The sequence below is a fragment of the Thalassotalea euphylliae genome (assembly GCF_042682785.1).
Taxonomy (GTDB): domain Bacteria; phylum Pseudomonadota; class Gammaproteobacteria; order Enterobacterales; family Alteromonadaceae; genus Thalassotalea_F; species Thalassotalea_F euphylliae.
Window position 1 is genome coordinate 934,503 of the sequence record NZ_JBHUIB010000003.1, and the last position, 17,443, is coordinate 951,945.

General features: G+C 42.8%; 11 protein-coding genes and 1 pseudogene. 3 read left to right on the top strand and 9 right to left on the bottom strand.

Going from position 1 to position 17,443, the window contains the following annotated elements:
- Window position 1: 1 nt before the first annotated feature.
- The 4 genes from recD to ACFSJY_RS11535 all read right to left on the bottom strand — a co-directional run bounded on the left by recD (window position 2) and on the right by ACFSJY_RS11535 (window position 9,332).
- A complete protein-coding gene (gene recD / locus ACFSJY_RS11520; RefSeq protein WP_386034373.1) occupies window positions 2–2,011 on the bottom strand; it encodes an exodeoxyribonuclease V subunit alpha in 2,010 nt (669 codons plus the stop codon).
- A complete protein-coding gene (gene recB / locus ACFSJY_RS11525) occupies window positions 2,011–5,598 on the bottom strand; it encodes an exodeoxyribonuclease V subunit beta (RefSeq protein WP_386034375.1) in 3,588 nt (1,195 codons plus the stop codon). Before recB ends, recD begins: the two co-directional genes overlap by 1 nt.
- Window positions 5,595–8,882 (bottom strand): exodeoxyribonuclease V subunit gamma, encoded by a 3,288-nt coding sequence (gene recC / locus ACFSJY_RS11530; protein WP_386034377.1) that lies wholly within the window; start codon window positions 8,880–8,882, stop codon window positions 5,595–5,597. The genes recB and recC overlap by 4 nt, the downstream gene beginning before the upstream one ends.
- Before the next feature lie 123 nt (window positions 8,883–9,005).
- Window positions 9,006–9,332, bottom strand: coding sequence for a hypothetical protein (locus ACFSJY_RS11535; protein WP_386034379.1), 327 nt, complete (start codon window positions 9,330–9,332; stop codon window positions 9,006–9,008).
- A 119-nt stretch (window positions 9,333–9,451) separates the two neighbouring features.
- On the opposite strand from ACFSJY_RS11535, the gene ACFSJY_RS11540 reads away from it, so the two are divergent.
- Window positions 9,452–10,120 carry a DUF2982 domain-containing protein gene (locus ACFSJY_RS11540; protein ID WP_386034381.1) on the top strand — a complete coding sequence of 223 codons (669 nt, stop codon included), beginning with the start codon at window positions 9,452–9,454 and terminating at the stop codon, window positions 10,118–10,120.
- Between the two features lie 14 nt (window positions 10,121–10,134).
- On the opposite strand, the gene ACFSJY_RS11545 is transcribed toward ACFSJY_RS11540, so the two are convergent.
- The 5 genes and pseudogenes from ACFSJY_RS11545 to ACFSJY_RS11565 all read right to left on the bottom strand — a co-directional run bounded on the left by ACFSJY_RS11545 (window position 10,135) and on the right by ACFSJY_RS11565 (window position 16,275).
- A complete protein-coding gene (locus tag ACFSJY_RS11545) occupies window positions 10,135–11,124 on the bottom strand; it encodes a transglutaminase-like domain-containing protein (protein ID WP_386035027.1) in 990 nt (329 codons plus the stop codon).
- A gap of 39 nt (window positions 11,125–11,163) precedes the next feature.
- Window positions 11,164–12,144, bottom strand: a pseudogene (locus ACFSJY_RS11550) (TgpA N-terminal domain-containing protein); the annotation flags it as partial.
- Window position 12,145: 1 nt separating this feature from the next.
- The gene (locus ACFSJY_RS11555) at window positions 12,146–13,111 is read right to left on the bottom strand and encodes a DUF58 domain-containing protein (protein WP_386034383.1); all 966 of its coding nucleotides are present in this window, start codon (window positions 13,109–13,111) and stop codon (window positions 12,146–12,148) included.
- 14 nt (window positions 13,112–13,125) lie between these two features.
- Complete coding sequence (locus tag ACFSJY_RS11560; RefSeq protein WP_386034385.1) at window positions 13,126–14,055, bottom strand: AAA family ATPase; 930 nt, start codon at window positions 14,053–14,055, stop codon at window positions 13,126–13,128.
- Window positions 14,056–14,220: 165 nt separating this feature from the next.
- On the bottom strand, window positions 14,221–16,275 hold the full coding sequence (locus ACFSJY_RS11565; RefSeq protein ID WP_386034387.1) for a trypsin-like serine protease: 2,055 nt from the start codon (window positions 16,273–16,275) through the stop codon (window positions 14,221–14,223).
- Window positions 16,276–16,580: 305 nt separating this feature from the next.
- Here ACFSJY_RS11565 and ACFSJY_RS11570 point away from each other — a divergent pair, with 305 nt between their 5' ends.
- Together ACFSJY_RS11570 and ACFSJY_RS11575 are read left to right on the top strand one after the other, a co-directional pair.
- Window positions 16,581–16,937 (top strand): hypothetical protein, encoded by a 357-nt coding sequence (locus ACFSJY_RS11570; RefSeq protein WP_386034389.1) that lies wholly within the window; start codon window positions 16,581–16,583, stop codon window positions 16,935–16,937.
- Between the two features lie 36 nt (window positions 16,938–16,973).
- Window positions 16,974–17,438, top strand: a complete 465-nt coding sequence (locus tag ACFSJY_RS11575) for a YchJ family protein (RefSeq protein ID WP_386034391.1) — start codon at window positions 16,974–16,976, stop codon at window positions 17,436–17,438.
- Window positions 17,439–17,443: the final 5 nt, after the last annotated feature.

A 17,443-nucleotide genomic window follows, 5' to 3' on the forward strand; every position in this document is an offset into this window, starting at 1 on the left:
GTTAAATACTTAGGTGAGAATGTCTTTCTACTCGTGCTTCAACGCCTTGATACCACGACGACTCTGTCGCGCAAATACTGATTTTTTGCTTAGCGCGAGTCACCCCCGTATAGATAAGTTCTCTGGATAATAATTGATTTTCATGGCTCGACGGTAACACTAGGGCGACATGGGAGAACTCTGAACCTTGTGTTTTATGAATAGTCATTGCATAAACAGGCTCAAACTGCGGTAAACGGGACGGAATGATATAACGATAACGATCGTTTAACGAGTCACTAGTCATAGCAGATTGTCCATTTTCTGATTGAGCATTGTCTGGTTGAACACAGTCCGGTTGAGCATTGTTCGATTGAGCATTACTTGATAGCGAAATGTTGGTTTCATCGCCCTCAAATACGGCGAATAAATGGCCGTCCTGATTGCGCCAAATAATACCGACATCACCATTATATAATTTCAACCCGTAGTGATTTTCATTGACCATGATCGGCATACCATGGAAAAGCATGTCTTCACGGTAATGGCCTTTCAATTGCTCAATAACACCTTGGTTAATTGCCTGAACACCTTCGTAACCCACACGTGTTGCACACAGAATTCGGTATTGGGTTAATAATGCAAAAGCATCGTCGAGGTTTGGACAATGCATTAATGGTTGATAATAGTTTTTTACATGCTCTGCCAACCATGACTTATCGACAGGTAGCTGACTAATATCATCACGCTTATTACTGTGCTGTGCAATGTACTGCCAACTTTGCTCTGCATTCCCTGCGATAACGGCTAACGCTACGTTACCAATAGCGCCTTCACCATCAAACCGTCTACTTTTCATTAAAAGTGACAAATGGTCCGAGCTTGGCGTTCTCCCTCGCACTTTAGGTAACTGACTCACCTGTTGTGTCGACAGCTCTGCAATTGTCGCTAGATAGTCAGCATTGCTTTTTGAATAGCCCAAATGTGGTCTATGAGCAATATCAGACAATACGCTACCTAAGCCAACGGAAGGTAGTTGGTCTGCATCGCCTAACATAATGACCTGACAGGTATCGGGCAAGGCTCTAAACAACCGAACCATTAGGGCAAGATCTACCATAGAGACTTCATCAATAATCAATACATCTAAGGCCAGCTGATTATCTGCGCCATGTTTAAAGTGGTTTTGATGCGGAATTACGCCTAAGAGTCGATGAATGGTTTGCGCTTGTGTCGGAATTTTTTCAAGCACATTTTCGTCAATCTGCCCCTTGAAGCCTGCAATTGCCTTTATTAAAGATTCCGTTAATCGCTGCGCCGCTTTACCCGTAGGTGCAACAAGTCCAATGTTTTGTGATGGATGAAAGCCGTTTTGCATCCCGTCATTTGGCCCAGCAGCATTAACTGCGTCATCCTGCAAAGACACTAGAGCGGCCAAAAGTTTAGTGACCGTATAAGTTTTACCCGTTCCAGGGCCGCCCGCAATAATACTGAAACGCTTGTTGACACTATTGCTTACCGCAAGCAATTGCCAATCGATTTCTTCTTGGCTGCGTTGCGCTTTCGGAAACAACCGCTGAATGACGTTAGCGACTTTGTTCTCATCGTAAGCGATGGTTGAAGACAGGCGTGTTTGAAACTGCTGCTGAAGTTCTCGCTCAAAACAATAGTTTCTGCGCATGTATAGACTGTTCTGAAAGCATTTGACCAATTCATGGCTGTCATTGTGTAAGCGATCAGCCATTGCCTCTAGCACTTCTCCAGGTGGAAACTGATACCCTTGATGGGTAACAACATCGTTTTCAACTTTGCGGCCATAGATATGATTACCAATTAACCCCAGTGGTAAACAGGTGTGTCCTTGCCGAGCAGATTCACTTAACGCAAGCATCATATGGCCAACAGTAGAAGCCCATTCAGGGTTTTGTTCAAATCCCTCAATGGAATACAGCACTTCTTTCGCAAAGAAATAATCTATTGGTTGTATGTCATCTATAGCTTGCATTGCATGTTTAAAGGAAGCGTAAAACACTAGTACTTGCCCTCTTCATCAGACATTGATGCGCAACTTATGTCAGGGTTTTGTTCTTTAGCTGCAAAAATATTGTCCAGTCTATTAAGTTCTTCAGGCTGAACGTCTGCATAATAAACGCCACTTGTTCCATCACCATTCATGCCACGTAAGTACAAATAAAAAATGCCGCCAAAGTGAGCCTCTGGTGAGTAATTAGCGAGTCTATTTTTTAATAACCTATGCAACGCCAAGCTATACAATAAATACTGAAGATCGTAGTAGTTATCTTCAATATTTTTACGCATAGCATGATGAGAATAGTCTTGAATGCTTTTGCCCAAATATGTCGATTTATAGTCGCTTACATAGTATTTACCGTCCATTTCAAAAACTAAATCTATAAAGCCGTGCATCATACCTTTTAATTTTTTGTACTCAGGTAACCGGATCGTTTTGCTTGCTTTTTCGGGGTTTACTCTGCGTCTATGCGAAATAAGTGCAGCGGTAAGCTTTTGACTATTGGCATCGCGCATAGGGAAGTAAAATTCGGCTTCTTTTAATACCTTGGTGTCACTTATTGACGACAAACAGTTAGCGCTAGGTACGTTGCCAGCTAACGCCTCGTTAGTTCCTTCTTCAGCTTCTTTAGCCACTTCTGTAGCCATTAATGGCGTATTGATTATTTGGGTTAGCCATTTTTCTAATTCATCATCTCGCCACGGTTCTAGCACGTCGGTATATTTGGCACGATAACGAGTTAACAATTCTCCCCATTGCGGCTGGTCAAACTGACAGTGTTCCATCAAGTCGTGCAACAAATTACCCGTTTGTGCGCCCTTCGCCATATCAAACCGAATATTTGTGGCCGCTTTTTCTGTGACGGTATTATCATCGGTATCGCGATCAGGTGTAGAAACACCGCCGTGACGCATATTTTTACTTAACGCCGTAAATGAACTTAACCACCAGTCTCGCTCGATATTGCCATGAAATTCAGCGGCACTTGCTAACTCAGATTGGGCGGGTAGCGTTTGACTATCAACTGCTATTGGCTCTACGTCGAATACTTCTGTTAGGCCTATGCTATCTGGCTGTTCAGCAGCTAACCTAGTTAAAAAGTCATGTGGAACGATGCCCGATTGCCAGCCTAATGTTTTACCTAAAGGAGAAACATGGCTTTGTTCAAAATTAGCGACTAACACATAGCATCGTTGTACGGCACGAGTAACTGCAACATACAAAAGACGAATAGTTTCAGCGTAGGCTTCCTCAGCCATTAACGCTTTTTGCTGTGCGTCACCTTCCAGTGAGCTAATCAGTTGGCCTTGCTCATTGTGATACTCGATCACAGTAACGTTGCGATTCGCCACTTTTAATGGATTTTTCGTTCGCGTTGCAAACGGCACAAAAACAACAGGATACTCGAGGCCTTTTGAACCATGCTGCGTAACAATTTTAATCAAGTTTTCGTCACTTTCTAAACGCAGTTCAGCTTCACTATCGGCAAGTTCTAGCTGCATTTGTTGTTCAAACCAAAACAGTAGCTCTTGCGGTTGATGATGTTTTTGACTCGCTTGCTGAAGCAATTCAAAGAGGTGCAATAAATTTGTTAGCACTCTTTCCTTATTATCGTCGTTCACTTTCATATGATGATGAAGTAGCTGCAGTGCGAAAGAGATGAAGCCGCGGTAATGCCAGTCATCGCGTAACGCTTTAAATGACATTTTAAGGGATTGCCACTGATACTCGTCTTGCTGCAATGCCACTAGGCTTGCTTGTTGAAAGCCCAACAGACCACTGGCAAGTGCAGCATTGAAATAGCGATCTTGTTCTAGTAGCAAAACACCTTTAAGTAACGTGAGTAATTGTGACGCCTGTTCACTGTGCCATAAATTGTTCCGGTTACTAAGGTAGACGGCACTCAAATTAAGGGCAGTAAAGGCTTTAGTAATATCGTTTGCTTCGGTGCCGTCACGCACCAGTATGGCAATGTCTTTAGCGGCAATATTGGCAGAATCATCGTTGAGCAAGCGTTTAACTTTTTGTGCTGTCCACGCTGCCATCTCACTTCTATATGCTGCCTTAACCGATTTAGCGGGTTCGTCGGGGACAAACGACACAAATTGCAATGCTTTGTCGCCATCACTAAATTGCCCAACGTCCACGGTATTTGACGGACTAACAGGTAAATATGGAATGTTATAGCCAAAGGTATCTTTGCCTTTACTGTCCAAGCTGTCGCCGTAAAACAAACGATTATAGCCCTCGATCATAGGTTTTGTTGAACGCCAGTTCGTGTCCATTACCCACTGGCAATGACAAAAGTCGCGTGCATTTAGGTAGGTGAAAATATCACCGCCTCTAAACCCATATATCGCCTGCTTAGGATCGCCGATAAGAAACAACCCAGCTTCAGCCTGATGTTGGTAAATCGATTGTAGAATAGTAAATTGATGCGGATCAGTATCTTGAAACTCATCAACCATGGCGACAGGATATTGCTCAAACAACTTCACCGCCAATGCATTACGTTGAAGTTGACTAACCTCTGATTCAGCCAGTTTTTCCGCCAATACAGAAATCAAATCGTCAAAGCTTAACAAACCTAACTTTTGCTTTTTCGCCGTAATGTTCGCACGAATATGCTCAATGCCACATTTAGCAATGGCAAGAGCATCTACTTTTCTCAATAGCCCAACACTATTTTCCAGTTGTTTTTGGAGCGCTTTAACCTGTGTGAAGATTTCATTGAGTTCAGCCTTTACCGGCGATGTTCTGCCGATGCGACGCCCGTCACAAAAAGCTGCTGGTATAGATGAAAGCGCATCTAGCGACTTGACGTCTTCATCAAACCATCGAAGTAAGGCAGTAAATTCTTCAATCCGTTGCTGTTTTTTCTCTCCTTTTTGTTTATCCACTAAGTGCTCAAACAAAAACGATTGTTGGTCTTCAAGCAGCATTTTTACTGCTTGAGATTGAGTAGTAAAACTCGCTTTAAGTGAAGATGCATCAAGTAATTTAAGGGGGTTTTGCCCCGTTAACACCCTTCCAAACACATCCAAAAATTGACTTGGTTCAGGCCAGTATTGCGCAATGGTTAACATATCTTGCGGTGATTGCTTTGCTGTCACCCGGTACCAATCTTGGACGGCCTCAATCGTTTGTTCTTGGCAACTGGACTCCATCTGAAGACTGAAAGATAAACCGCTGTCAAAAGCGAATTGCGATAGCACACGTTTGCAAAAGCCATGAATAGTAAAGATTGCCGCTTCATCTAAAAACAATAAGGCTTTTCGCATCAGTAGCTTTGCTTTATCAGGCGCTACTGTTTTGGCAATTTGCTGGTAAAACGGATCTGTCAGGATGAGATCATCCCACTGCGCCAAACTTGTTCTTAACCTGTCACCAATGCGGCTCTTAATTTCTTCGGTCGCATCTTTGGTAAAGGTCATGATCAGAATATTTTCGATCGGTAATTCTCGCTCAAGCAATAAGCGTAGGAATATGCGGGTAATATTAAACGTTTTACCCGTACCGGCGCTTGCTTCAATCAAGTGTCGGCCAGTAAGTGGCATTGATTCAACAACTAATGGCGTCATGTTCATAGTTTTACTGACTCCATGTGTGTATACATCGGCTCAAAAATGGGCGCCAACTGAAGTTTGAGTTCATCGAGATTAGGACATTCCGACCAAAAGAACTTGATGTAAGCATCAAAACCCAACGCATCAAAACTATTGGTGTCGAACCAGTAGTTCTCAAGTTGCGTTTGGCTATCAAACTTGCGCGCAGTGTAGATTTTGTCTGCTATCGTCGCGTTGAGTAGTAAAGGTTGCGTTTGCCCTTGTAAAAAGAGATCGATGATCGCTTGTAAATGTTCAGCGGGGTTAACACTGCTTTTATGCGAAAAAGCACTGACTTTTTGGCTTTTGGTATCGAAATAAGCGCCAATTGCGCCGTTAGCAACGCAGTCTGGTAATGCAAGCTGTCCAATCAAAAGACTTAGGTATTGTGTCAGCACATCTTTCGCTTTTCGCGTTGAACTGCGATAAAACACCAATCGATTATCAGCAACAGGCAATGTGGCGCTGACTGTAACTTTGGTACCACAGGCAGAAACCAGATTAACGTTTACTGGCATTTCTTGTGCGGTAGACAAACCAAGCGACATGATGGCATCCGAAAAAATGTCATTGTCACTTTGCCATTTTTCGAACAATTCGTCAGTTAACGGGCTGTCAGCAAAACGACCTGATAAACGAGCTTGAGTCAACAGAAGGTTCATTTGAGTGTCAACGTCATGTCCGGATAAGTTCATCGCTAACATATCTTGTTTAAGCTGATAGCTGGCCAGTCGGTCATAACTGAAGGTTTCAACATCATTGGGGGTTTCGTTGTGCTCATCAAAAAACAAGGACAACGCTTGCCTCGCATACCAGCGGCTTGGATGCATCAAGAAACGAATGAGATCATCCAAGGTGACATGAATATCATCCTGTAGCGTATCTGTTGTCATGACAAAAGGTTGATGCGCTTGTTGTGACTGTAAGGCAAGGTTTAACCAATGCCTATCAAAACTCGCCAAAGGCGGCTTATAATTCGACAAGCTGAACGGTTGAAGTGGCAATTGCCTTATTTGACCGCCTGCTTTGCTGTCAATTTGCCATCCGTAACCTTCCGACAAATAATCAAACAACTCTTGCAAAACGATACTAGGCTCACGCGTTTTATTGTTTTGGACACTTCGACCTTGATAGCTCAAGTAAAGCTTGTCTCTCGCAGACAGCAAAGCTTCAAGAAATAGATACCTGTCGTCACCGCGTCTTGAACGATCGCCTAGTTTTGCCGGTGTCATTGCCATCAGATCGAATGCTAGTGGCTCACGTTGTCTTGGATAGTCGCCATCATTAAGGCCCAATACCGCGATAATTTTAAAGGGAATACTACGCATTGGTAGCATAGAGCAAAATGTGACTTGCCCTACCATAAACTGGCGCCCTGCATCTGGCGTAGAAAAATGCCCCGTTAAAAACTCTTTAACGACAGGTAAGGCCAAAAGTCTGTCGTACTCTGCGTCATGCGTATACTCGGACAGTAACCCTATTGCTTGAAGGATAACGTTGACACTGTCTTGATCAGTTTGTTCAAAGGTCGACAAGGTCATTTCGTTGAGAAATTGATGCCATTGCTTGGCTGTTTTTTCACTCGCTAACGCTATGGAGCTCAATTGCAGATGCTCCAAAAACTGCATCAATTTGCCCAATAACACAGCCTGCATGCCTTCAATATTGGGTAAATACAATTGTTGCTGAACAACTTCTGCTTCGTCGCCATAGGCAAAGCCTCGCATCAACTTGCTTAGCCCTTGCTTCCATGTGAATACGTCAGAGGTATGTGGCGTTCCCAAGTGATCTTTTTTATGGGCTTCATCCAAACCCCAGTGTATAGCCGCCGCCTCAAGCCACTGGCATATCGTGCTGACGTCTTCATGGCATAGTTCAAATTTACCCTGTACAGCTTCTAACCTTAATAGGCCAATAACAGTCGACACTTGAAAACGGCTATCGGGTAATGAAAGTAGATCGATAAATGCGCCAACGATAGGATCACTGTTTTGCGCTGTTCTATCGGCGATTGAGCATGGCAGCGGTGGAATTGTCTCATTAATATCCTGCCAGCCACGGGTGAAAACAGCGTTTACGTATGGGGCATAACTTTCCACTTCTGGACACATAACTAATACATCTTTAGGTGTTAGCGACGAGTCTTGATTAAACTGATGAAGCAACCAATCATGCAAGCCTTGAACTTCGCGAAACGCACTGTGAGCGCTAGTGACCATGATTGAGTCATCCACCACCGTTTGTTTTGTTTGTCGCTTATCCTGCAGGGATAAGATGTCCATTTGCACCTGTTGCAACAATGAAGCATTTGCCTGTTCTTCTAATGAGAGTTGCTCAAACACTTCCACATTCAAGGTGCTGATATCTTGCAATAGTGCAAGAAACTCTCGCCCTTGTTGCCCCCAATTTGCTAGCAATGGGTTGCCGACCATTGCCGTTAAATCTTCTGCATCATCTGTCCAAGCGTTTATCTCTTGAAACGCTTGTTTTTCCGTTTTGATATCTCCCCAGTAATCAGCACAGGGATTCAAATGGAAAAAGTGAATATCAATATGTTCGCCTAACGCTTGCAAGAAATGCAGCCACATGGGTGCCATGGCATTTATGCCAAAAAACGTTAGCCGTTTAGGTAAAAGATGGCGTTTTTCAGGTAGACGACTCACTGCATCTTTAAGCAGTTGTTCTGGGTCGTAACTCTGCCTTTGTTGCAATGACTGCCACAATAGCCCCTGCCAAACAAAGTGTTCTTGAACATTTTCAGGTAGCGCTGATATATGTTCAGCACTTTGCCCAGAAGACCAACAGGCAATCCATTCAGGGCGAAAAATCAAATATTGCTCGTATAAATCCGCTAACTTTACAGCAAGTTGGTAGCGCTTGTGCGCTTGCTCTTGCACGCTGCTTGCTGATTGCCAATATTGGGTAGGCTTGTCAAATAGCGTGTTTTCGCAAACACGGTCTGTGGCAAGCAATTCATCTATACGCCAAACAAGGACTTCTCGCGCATATAACGTTTGCTCGGGTACTGCTTCATCGCTAGCAATTTCCCTGAGTAACTTCCATAAATACTGTGCGGGTAAAGAGAAAGCAGTGTTCATAGAGACTTGCTGTTCATTGGCAACTGACATATTTAGCCAATGCTGCATGCCAGCATTTTGTACGATGACCTGCTCGGTATCGAATAAACCCAGCGGTGAGACTTGCTGTACCTTATTGAGAAGAGCAACCAAGTGCTCCATCTTGTTGGCGGGATAAAGAAAAATCACTAGTTAACGATTAAAAGCGTGTTTGTGCCATTTAAGCACAACCCTTTTGTTAACACTAGAAAATGGGACTTAAGTGTTTAAATTAAAACCGGTTTACACCTTTGCGCCAAGCGCTGGTGCTCGTTAAGCAATAAATCGAAGGTGCGTTTGAAAGCTGATACCAACCAAGGGGACCGTGTAGTAGTCACCTTTAAACGCATGCACTACGCTTATTAGCCAAAATACAGCAACGACTAGGTTAAGTAACCAGCCAATTAGAGGAATAAATGACAGTAACGCAGCAACAATGATCAAGCCCAAAGACTGTCGTAAATGAAACCCCGCAAGCGAGCTTTTGTAAGAGCCGTACAACACAATTCCTGCAAGCCAACCTACAATTGTTAGGTAACTAAGCACAGAAATAATCCGAGCATAATCATGTTCCGTATGTGTACTTGTTTGAGAATGCATCTTCACTACCTTTCCAAACATCCATACATTAAAATTAGTTGTAAATTTGATGTTCAACAAGCGAAACTGATAACAAAATTGATGTAATTTTGGTTAGTTTTTGATTTGCGAAGAAATTTATGCAAGCGATAAAAATTAAACCTGTAGCCAACCATAACGGTCAGTTTTTGATCCTAACGGGTGTAGCCCTTTTGGTGACAACGATAGCGCTAAGCCACCACTTTTGGGAAACCATCAGGCTACCATTAATCTTTTTATTATTAGCAAGTTGCGTCATTATCTTTATTGGTGCCATGAAAAAAATGGAACCGAGATTTAGCTACTTAATGACACCCGAATTTTTGGAGTATACGCACAAATACGGAACATGGCGTATAGATTGGCAGAATATTCAACGCGTTGGCGATATCCGATTAGCAATAGGCATTGATCAAAAGACGCTGCCCTACATTGGCATCAAGCTTAAAGACCATGACGCGATGGTAACCGCAATGAGTAAACGGTTAGCCAGTCGTCTGCCACATGAACAACGTCCATTAACTACAGCGGCAGTACAACAGTCATTATTGAGCTTTGAGCAAGCACAAATTAATTTTGAGCCTTATATCACTTCAGGCAACACAACAATCAAAGGGCCAAATGCCTTTTATATGCATCACGCTTCAGCATTAGCAATGGCGTATGGATATCATTTGTTTTTGCCTTATTCCTCGCTAGATAGGTCTGCAGAAGAATTTATATCGCTGCTTAGAGAGTGCCAAACCCACTCTGCTAGCTATCTTAAATGAACGCTTCGACCCCATTATTTTGGCAAAGACATCAAACGCTTTTTAAATAGCTTTGCTTGGTGCTGAATTTGTTTCGTTAACTGTTCTTCTAACTCGTTAGTCGTAGCATGATAAACCAACTTTTGATGGAGATGGCAAATCAACTGGTAATCCGAAACGAGTGTCGGTAATTTATTTTTTATAGACGGAACAAGTGCTTGAGGTGTCTGGCTTTTACCACGTTCTATTCCCTGTTTTTCTAGCGCGTTGAAGACACTGTCTAGTGCAACTCGCCAAGGTGCTGCTCTCTTACGGTTTTTACGCCATTGATTACGCAACCACTGAAAAACAAAAGTTAGCGCCATCACACAGACAATAATAAGCATGCCCTTCCAAAAATGACCGTGGCCGAAAAGCTTAGTCAGCAATTGATATTGCTTTTCCAAACTAAAACCGACGACTAAGCGGTTCCATTGGTAGTCTATTGCCTCTATTTGCATGCGAAGTTCTAACATAAAATCAGAGCTTGTAAACGATGCCCAACTGAACGCACCAGCCAAACTAATGCGTTCTCTGCGCAAGATATCAGCCATAGAGTTACTCACCCTTTCAGGACTTACTGCCGATGTAGGATCAACGGTCACCCAGCCTCTCTCAGGCAGCCAAACTTCTACCCATGCATGGGCGTCAGACTGATAAACACTGTAATAATTGCCCTGTTCATTGTACTGGCCACCTAAATAACCAGCCACCAACCTAGAGGGTATACCCGCTGCACGCATGATAAAGGCAAACGTACTGGCGTAATGCTCACAAAAGCCTTGCTTAGTATTAAAGTAAAATTGATCCAGACTGTTATTACTAAGCAATGGTGGTTGTAACGTGTAATAGAACAGTTGATTTCGATATTCGCTTAATACGAAGTCAATGATTTGCTGCGGTTCTGCAAAACGTTGACCAAGCTCTTGCCCTAATTCCGTTAATCTAGGGTTACTATCTTCTGGAAGATAGCGATGAAATGCCAAATAACGCTCAGTTGCGTCTTTTGTTCGTTGCGCTTGAGGGTAACTAGATACTTGGTAACGAATAGTTTGTGTTATTGGCTTATTGTTTAGCAAACTCGTATCAGCCAATTGTGTGATGTGGCTTGCACTAGACACGGGTGTGTCTAACGCAAATAGCCAGTGTCTATAACTTGGCTCAGCCATCACTTGATAATCATATCGCAATCCTTGCATGTTAGAAATTCGAGGTGCGCGCAGCAAGTAATTTGCATTACCAGTGCGACCGGCCCGAGACCATTTGCGACCGTCATAAAACGGCATTGTCATTGCTCGCCAATACATTTGATTTATTGGTGGCACTGGTCCAGAAAATTCTATACGAAATGCTAACTCATCTGATTGCGCCAAATTAGCTATGTCGCCCGGCTGTACATCACTGCCCAGCCCTGTTTTCGCACTATTCGCCAGAGGTACTTGCCAAAAAGGCGACAAGCGAGGGAAAAATACAAACAGTGCTATTGCCAGCGGTATACTGAGAACAACGAGTTTGGCGGTATCGACAACAGCTGACGACATTGTCGCCTGACCAGCAATAAAACGATAGAGTAATGCCAAATTTGCACAGATAAATGCTACAACGAGAAGTGAAAACCACAAGCTTTGAACAAAAATAAGCGAACACGCTTGCAAAAAGACACCTATCAAGACCAATTGATAAAAATCTCTTGGCCGCCTTATTTCCATCGACTTTATGGCGTAGGCAAAACATATCAAGTGGATCATGCTATTCAGCAAGCCTAGCGATCGACTATTTACCGCTATTAATGCACCGCCCCCCAGTGCCAGTGCAATAAGCAAAAGCCGAGGCGTGTTTGTAGAATTTGACAATAGTTGTGTTAGTTGCCAAAGAAAGCTGAGTCCAATAAGCCCTAACATCCAGCTTGCGAGTTCCGGAGAGAACAAAAGAATTGAAGCTGCTTGAATAACCAGCAGATGAAGATGCAAACGCTTATTTAGCTCAAATGGTTTCGATGATTGCATGCTAATGACCTTGATAACGTGCAAGCATAGTTAAACAATTATCTCGATGAGATTGACCTTTCCCAACAGGTATATCAACCCCAGGAATCGAAATGCCGAAACTTTTATCAGCTTGAGAGTACTGCAATATTAAATAACAAAGTTGTTCGAGTCGGGTTTCTAGTGGGCCCGGCGGCAACATATCGAGCGTAAGCGCTTCAATATCACCCTCTTGCTGCACATAATGTTTACTCAGCTTCCCTTGGCCTCTTGCCATATGCTTCCATGCGACTCGTGCTTGTGACTCACCGGGTACATAAGCCTTTAACTCATAGAACTCATCTCCATCTTTTTTATTCAGCTGTGGCGATTGTTGGTGGTCACCATGATGGAGTGCAGAACTTATGAATCGCTCAGCTATTGGGCGCGGTTTGGGGTAGACAAGAATTTCATGTCCAAAGTCTAACCATGACCATACCCGAAAAAGCCCAAAAACATGATGACTTTCCAACTTTACCCGACCTGGACGATAGACTCCTCGCTTTTCACTTTCAAACACCATGTCTTCTGTCTGGACACCGAACAATTTGGCTATTTTCGTCGCTCTATGTGTTTTAAAGAGCATCGTGATATCGTGTTTACCTTTCTTCGCCGTCAGTTGGATTGAGATAGGGATCAGCTCTCCAGCAAATCCGCTAGCCTTGCTGCCAGATTCGACAACAAGCCCCTTCATATTAAAAAATGACGCGTGCATTGCCGTCACAAAAAAGCTTGCCAACAAATAGCTTATCAACATGATGACGTTATTCTGGTAATTGGTGCCTAATAAAAACAACAACAACACCAACAACAAATAACTAAAACCAGCAAGTGTTGGGAAAATAAATATATTTCTATTAGTGAGTTCAAATTCACGGGCGGATGGGACGCGACGAATCAACCAATTAGAAAATTTGGTATCAATATAGGAACGGATAGCCTGCTTCATTTCGCTTAAAAAATTTATGACAAAGGCGCCAATACATCGACTTGTTCAAGTATTTGCGCAGAAAGGTTGTGACGATTCTTTTCAAACTGAGATACACCAGCATCAATTCTATGCTCAGCAACTGCATTAAAAACAGACTGCACATCCTCAGGAATGACATAGTTACGTTCATGCACCAATGCCCAAGCTTTAGATGCTTTTAAAATAGCCTTTCCAGCCCGTGGTGACAGAGGGTTGCCGGTAAACTCTGAGTTACGCGTTACCCTACATAATGCGATAATATATTCGAGCACCTCGTCAGATACGTGAATATCCATGACTTGCTGCTGGATTGCTTGCAATTGTTCTGTCGTTAATACAGTGTCGACTTGCTGCACTTTATCGTACAACTCTTGAGCAACAAGAATCTCCTTTTCAGCCTCCACATCCGGAAATCCGAGAGACAAGCGCATCATAAAGCGATCTAATTGTGATTCAGGCAGTGGATTGGTACCGGCATGAAACAATGGGTTTTGTGTGGCAATAACAAAAAACGGATCCGGTAAGCGATAGGTTTCTCCATCAATACTGACTTGATGTTCTTCCATTGCTTCTAATAGAGCACTCTGCGTTTTTGGGCTGGCCCGATTGATCTCGTCTGCCAGAATAAGTTGACTAAAAATGGGCCCCTTGTGTAACACAAACGTTTTCGTCTCTTGATCGTAAATGGTGATACCTGTGACATCTGCTGGAAGCATATCACTGGTAAATTGCGTTCGTTGAAATGACAACCCCATCGCTTTAGCGAGCACTTGAGCAAGCGTTGTTTTCCCCATGCCTGGCAGGTCTTCGATAAGAATATGGCCATTCGCAAGAATACAGGTCACTGCCAGTTTTACTTCCGTTGGTTTACCCAAAACAACTTTACTTACCTGGCCGATTACGCGATTGACTAAATTTTCCATATATCAAACAACTTATTAGATTTAATAATTAAATTACAAGGCAACCCTAACACATTTCATTACTTTGTTAACTAGTATGAGATGGTAAACGTTCATAACGAGTAAATGGTTTCCTTCACATAAAAAAGCCAGCTACATGCTGGCTTTTTTTGAGACTTACACTTGTTAAAACTTGCGTTTTTGAAAAAACACTAAACCCAACAATACGGCCAGCCAATAAATGGTTCCCCCACCACCACTCGAAGAACTCGATGCAGTAGTTGGCGAAGTTGGGGTAGTTGGTGTCGACGTTTGTTGAGGCGTAAAAGTTACGTTCCTAACATATCCCTTATCATCACCTTCGGTTGCCGCAGGGTCTTTGCTGTAAACCCAAGTCAAACGATGCTCACCTTCTGGCAATTCTAATCCATACTCAGTGAAATCTACTTCACCAGAGATAAAATCAAATTGTTGGCCATTTACGTACAAATACAGTGCATCAAAAGGATCGTTTGCATCTTCCGTATTTTCTTCAGAAGAGACAGACCATTCGAAGGTAAATTGGCCAGCTCCTGATACAACTGCCATCAAAATGCTATCTTGCAAGTCGGTTATTGCCCCACTGGCAAGGCTCTCTTTGGTCTCATCATAAGACCAATTGGCTGCTCCACCTGTATGCCATGTGACTTCGCTCGGCGTACTTACGTCATTCGCAATAGCGTTTGATTGCCCTATGGTTCTAGCCGTTAATTTCGCACTACTCGCTAACACATCATTGTCAGTTTCAATCACCAGCTCAGCATTACTTTCTTGGGCATTTGCACTACTGTAACGAACGGTCAACTCACACTCTTCACCTGCTAACAAGGTATTACACTGGCCTTGCTCGACACTAAAATCATTACTTCCTGAGATGCTAAAAGATAATGCAACTGTTTCATTGCTGTTATTGCTCAAGGCAACACTAGTTTCATACGCTTTGTCTGTTTCAAGTACATGCAAATCAACAAGCTGGTCAACAGCAACACCCTTATATATCGCACTCAGCCAGTTATCAAACTCTGCAACACGCGCATAGACACCAGGGTAACCAGCTGCCGCACAACCTATGCCCCAGCTCACAACACCAACTTGCTGCCATCCTTCATTGGTGTTTATAACAAGCGGGCCTCCACTGTCACCTTGGCAAGAGCTTTTCCCACCACTTGGAACGCCAGCACAAATCATTACATCTGTTACACCAACAACAGACGGGCTTGCGCCAAAGGAATCTGCGAACGTTTGCCTACATTGTTCATTTGTCATCAAATCAAGTTCTACTTGATGAAGTACGTCTGGGAAGTCACCTGTTGGCCCTTCCCCTGGAGCATATCCCGTTCGACCTCCCCACCCCATAACTGTAGCCGCCTGGCCTGCTGCTGCAAATTGGTCAGTTGTGGCTTTAGTCGCCAGTTGAACGACTTGCCCCTGAACTTCCTCAGTTAACTCTAATAACGCCATATCATTATTTAACGTAGGCGCGTCATAGTCTGGGTGCATATATATATTGGCCACATTGATCGCTTCATCAGCACCATTGGACAGGTCATATTCACCGACATTCACGCGAAAAGTGCCAGGAGACTTATCATCCACACAATGTGCGGCCGTCAGTACCCACTTTCCTCCTAGGAAAGTAGCACCGCAAAAAGAGTCTTGGGCCAGGCCAGCCTCTGCAGATACTGTGACCGCAGCCGTTTTACCCAAATCATTTTCAATAAATGCGAGCCCCAACTCCCGTGTCACAGAAACTGCTGGAATAGTGCCGCTAAAGTCCTCACCCAACGTACCGTTTATCGGGCCATCAACATTGTTGTATATAATTGCCGCCAAGCCACCGCTTGCTTCGCAGTTATTAACTTTCACGGAAAAGTTTATTTCGCCGCGCTCAATAAGACACACTTTTCCACTTGCATCTTCACAAGTACTGTCACCAATGCCACAGTTAACTAGTTCTCCTTCGGCGCTACCAGATGGGCTATAACTGAAGGGTTGAGAGCTGTAAGGTTGTCCTGCAATTGACAAATCTGTAGAAATAACTTGACTAGTAAATACCAATGCCGACATCCAAGGCCAACGACTTTCTTCCGCTGGTTCTCCCCCAACTATTTGCGGTTTGATGAGGTCATTCGTGTTCTTTGCATAAACCGCACACGATGAAGCAACCGCCGCAGCTATGACTGCGTAATAAAATCTTTTCATCTACTCTTCCTCTGGAAAAAGCTAAAAGGCTTTTATAAAGATAGAACCTTTAATCAGTGGTTTTAATTCAAATATATACGACAACAACCTAACACTGTATCAACAAGTGTAGCAAGCAAGCAGAATTCAAGAGGCAGGAAAAGCCTTTAAATATAGGTGTAAAAATTAACCAAATAATACTTGCAATTTAAACAAATCAGCGATACTGTACATTCATACAGTATTTAGGTGGATGCATAAACATGTTCAACAACCAAGCTACAGAAAAAAACATTTTTTCAAACAATATCAACAACGTATATCAAGTGAATTCTTGGTTTGAAGTCAATTCAATTGACTCAAACCATACAGCAGCACAGAAAATCAGACTTATTCAAGAGCGTTTTAAGGAAACAAAAAAGTGGGTTCTTGTGATTACAAATGACCAAAGCGCGGGTATAAATTTACCGTCATTTGAACAGGCCACGTCAAAAATACTGCGTGTACATGCGAACAAAGTTAGCGTTAAAAGTCATAACATCACAAATACATTGCTAAAAGGAAACTGTTCAGCCGTAGTTTTATGTGATGCTTCATTAAGCGAAAGTGAAGTATTATCTATTGAAAAAAGTGCGAACGAAGGCAAAACACTTTGTGTATTAATGCAAAGTAAAACCCATTAAACTAGCAACCTTGTTTGATAATAAATAAACCTGTTTATGCTGTGTCCATGTTGCTCAGGAAATGCTTACCAAAATTGCTGTCTTCCCTTTATCTCTGGAGATAGTGTTCCTGATACACCTGAACAACTCATGCGTTCACGATTTAGTGCCTATGCTAGCGCAGAGGCAAAATATATAATAGATACTTACTCTATAGAACAACGCGCTGCTCATACGCTAGATGATATTTCAGCATGGGCAGAAGAAAATAAATGGATAAAACTCATCATTCATTCGACAGATTATTTGTCTGCTCCTTCAACAGTAGAATTTTCAGCATTTTATATTAACCAAGGTAACTTAATTGAAATGAGAGAATGCTCGAATTTTGTGAAGCAACAAGGTAGTTGGCGATATCAAGATGGAGATATCATAAAGCATGATATTATTCAGAAGCTCGCTAGAAATGATGTTTGCCCATGCAATAGCGGCAAAAAATATAAAAAATGTTGTGGCAAGTAGTTTTT

Bases quoted from the DNA above. Each gene is read 5' to 3' on its own strand.
- ACFSJY_RS11575 (WP_386034391.1), top strand. From the start codon at position 16,974: ATGCTGTGTCCATGTTGCTCAGGAAATGCTTACCAAAATTGCTGTCTT.
- ACFSJY_RS11560 (WP_386034385.1), bottom strand. From the start codon at position 14,055: ATGGAAAATTTAGTCAATCGCGTAATCGGCCAGGTAAGTAAAGTTGTT.
- ACFSJY_RS11535 (WP_386034379.1), bottom strand. From the start codon at position 9,332: ATGCATTCTCAAACAAGTACACATACGGAACATGATTATGCTCGGATT.
- ACFSJY_RS11565 (WP_386034387.1), bottom strand. From the start codon at position 16,275: ATGAAAAGATTTTATTACGCAGTCATAGCTGCGGCGGTTGCTTCATCG.
- ACFSJY_RS11540 (WP_386034381.1), top strand. From the start codon at position 9,452: ATGCAAGCGATAAAAATTAAACCTGTAGCCAACCATAACGGTCAGTTT.
- recB (WP_386034375.1), bottom strand. From the start codon at position 5,598: ATGAACATGACGCCATTAGTTGTTGAATCAATGCCACTTACTGGCCGA.
- ACFSJY_RS11555 (WP_386034383.1), bottom strand. From the start codon at position 13,111: ATGAAGCAGGCTATCCGTTCCTATATTGATACCAAATTTTCTAATTGG.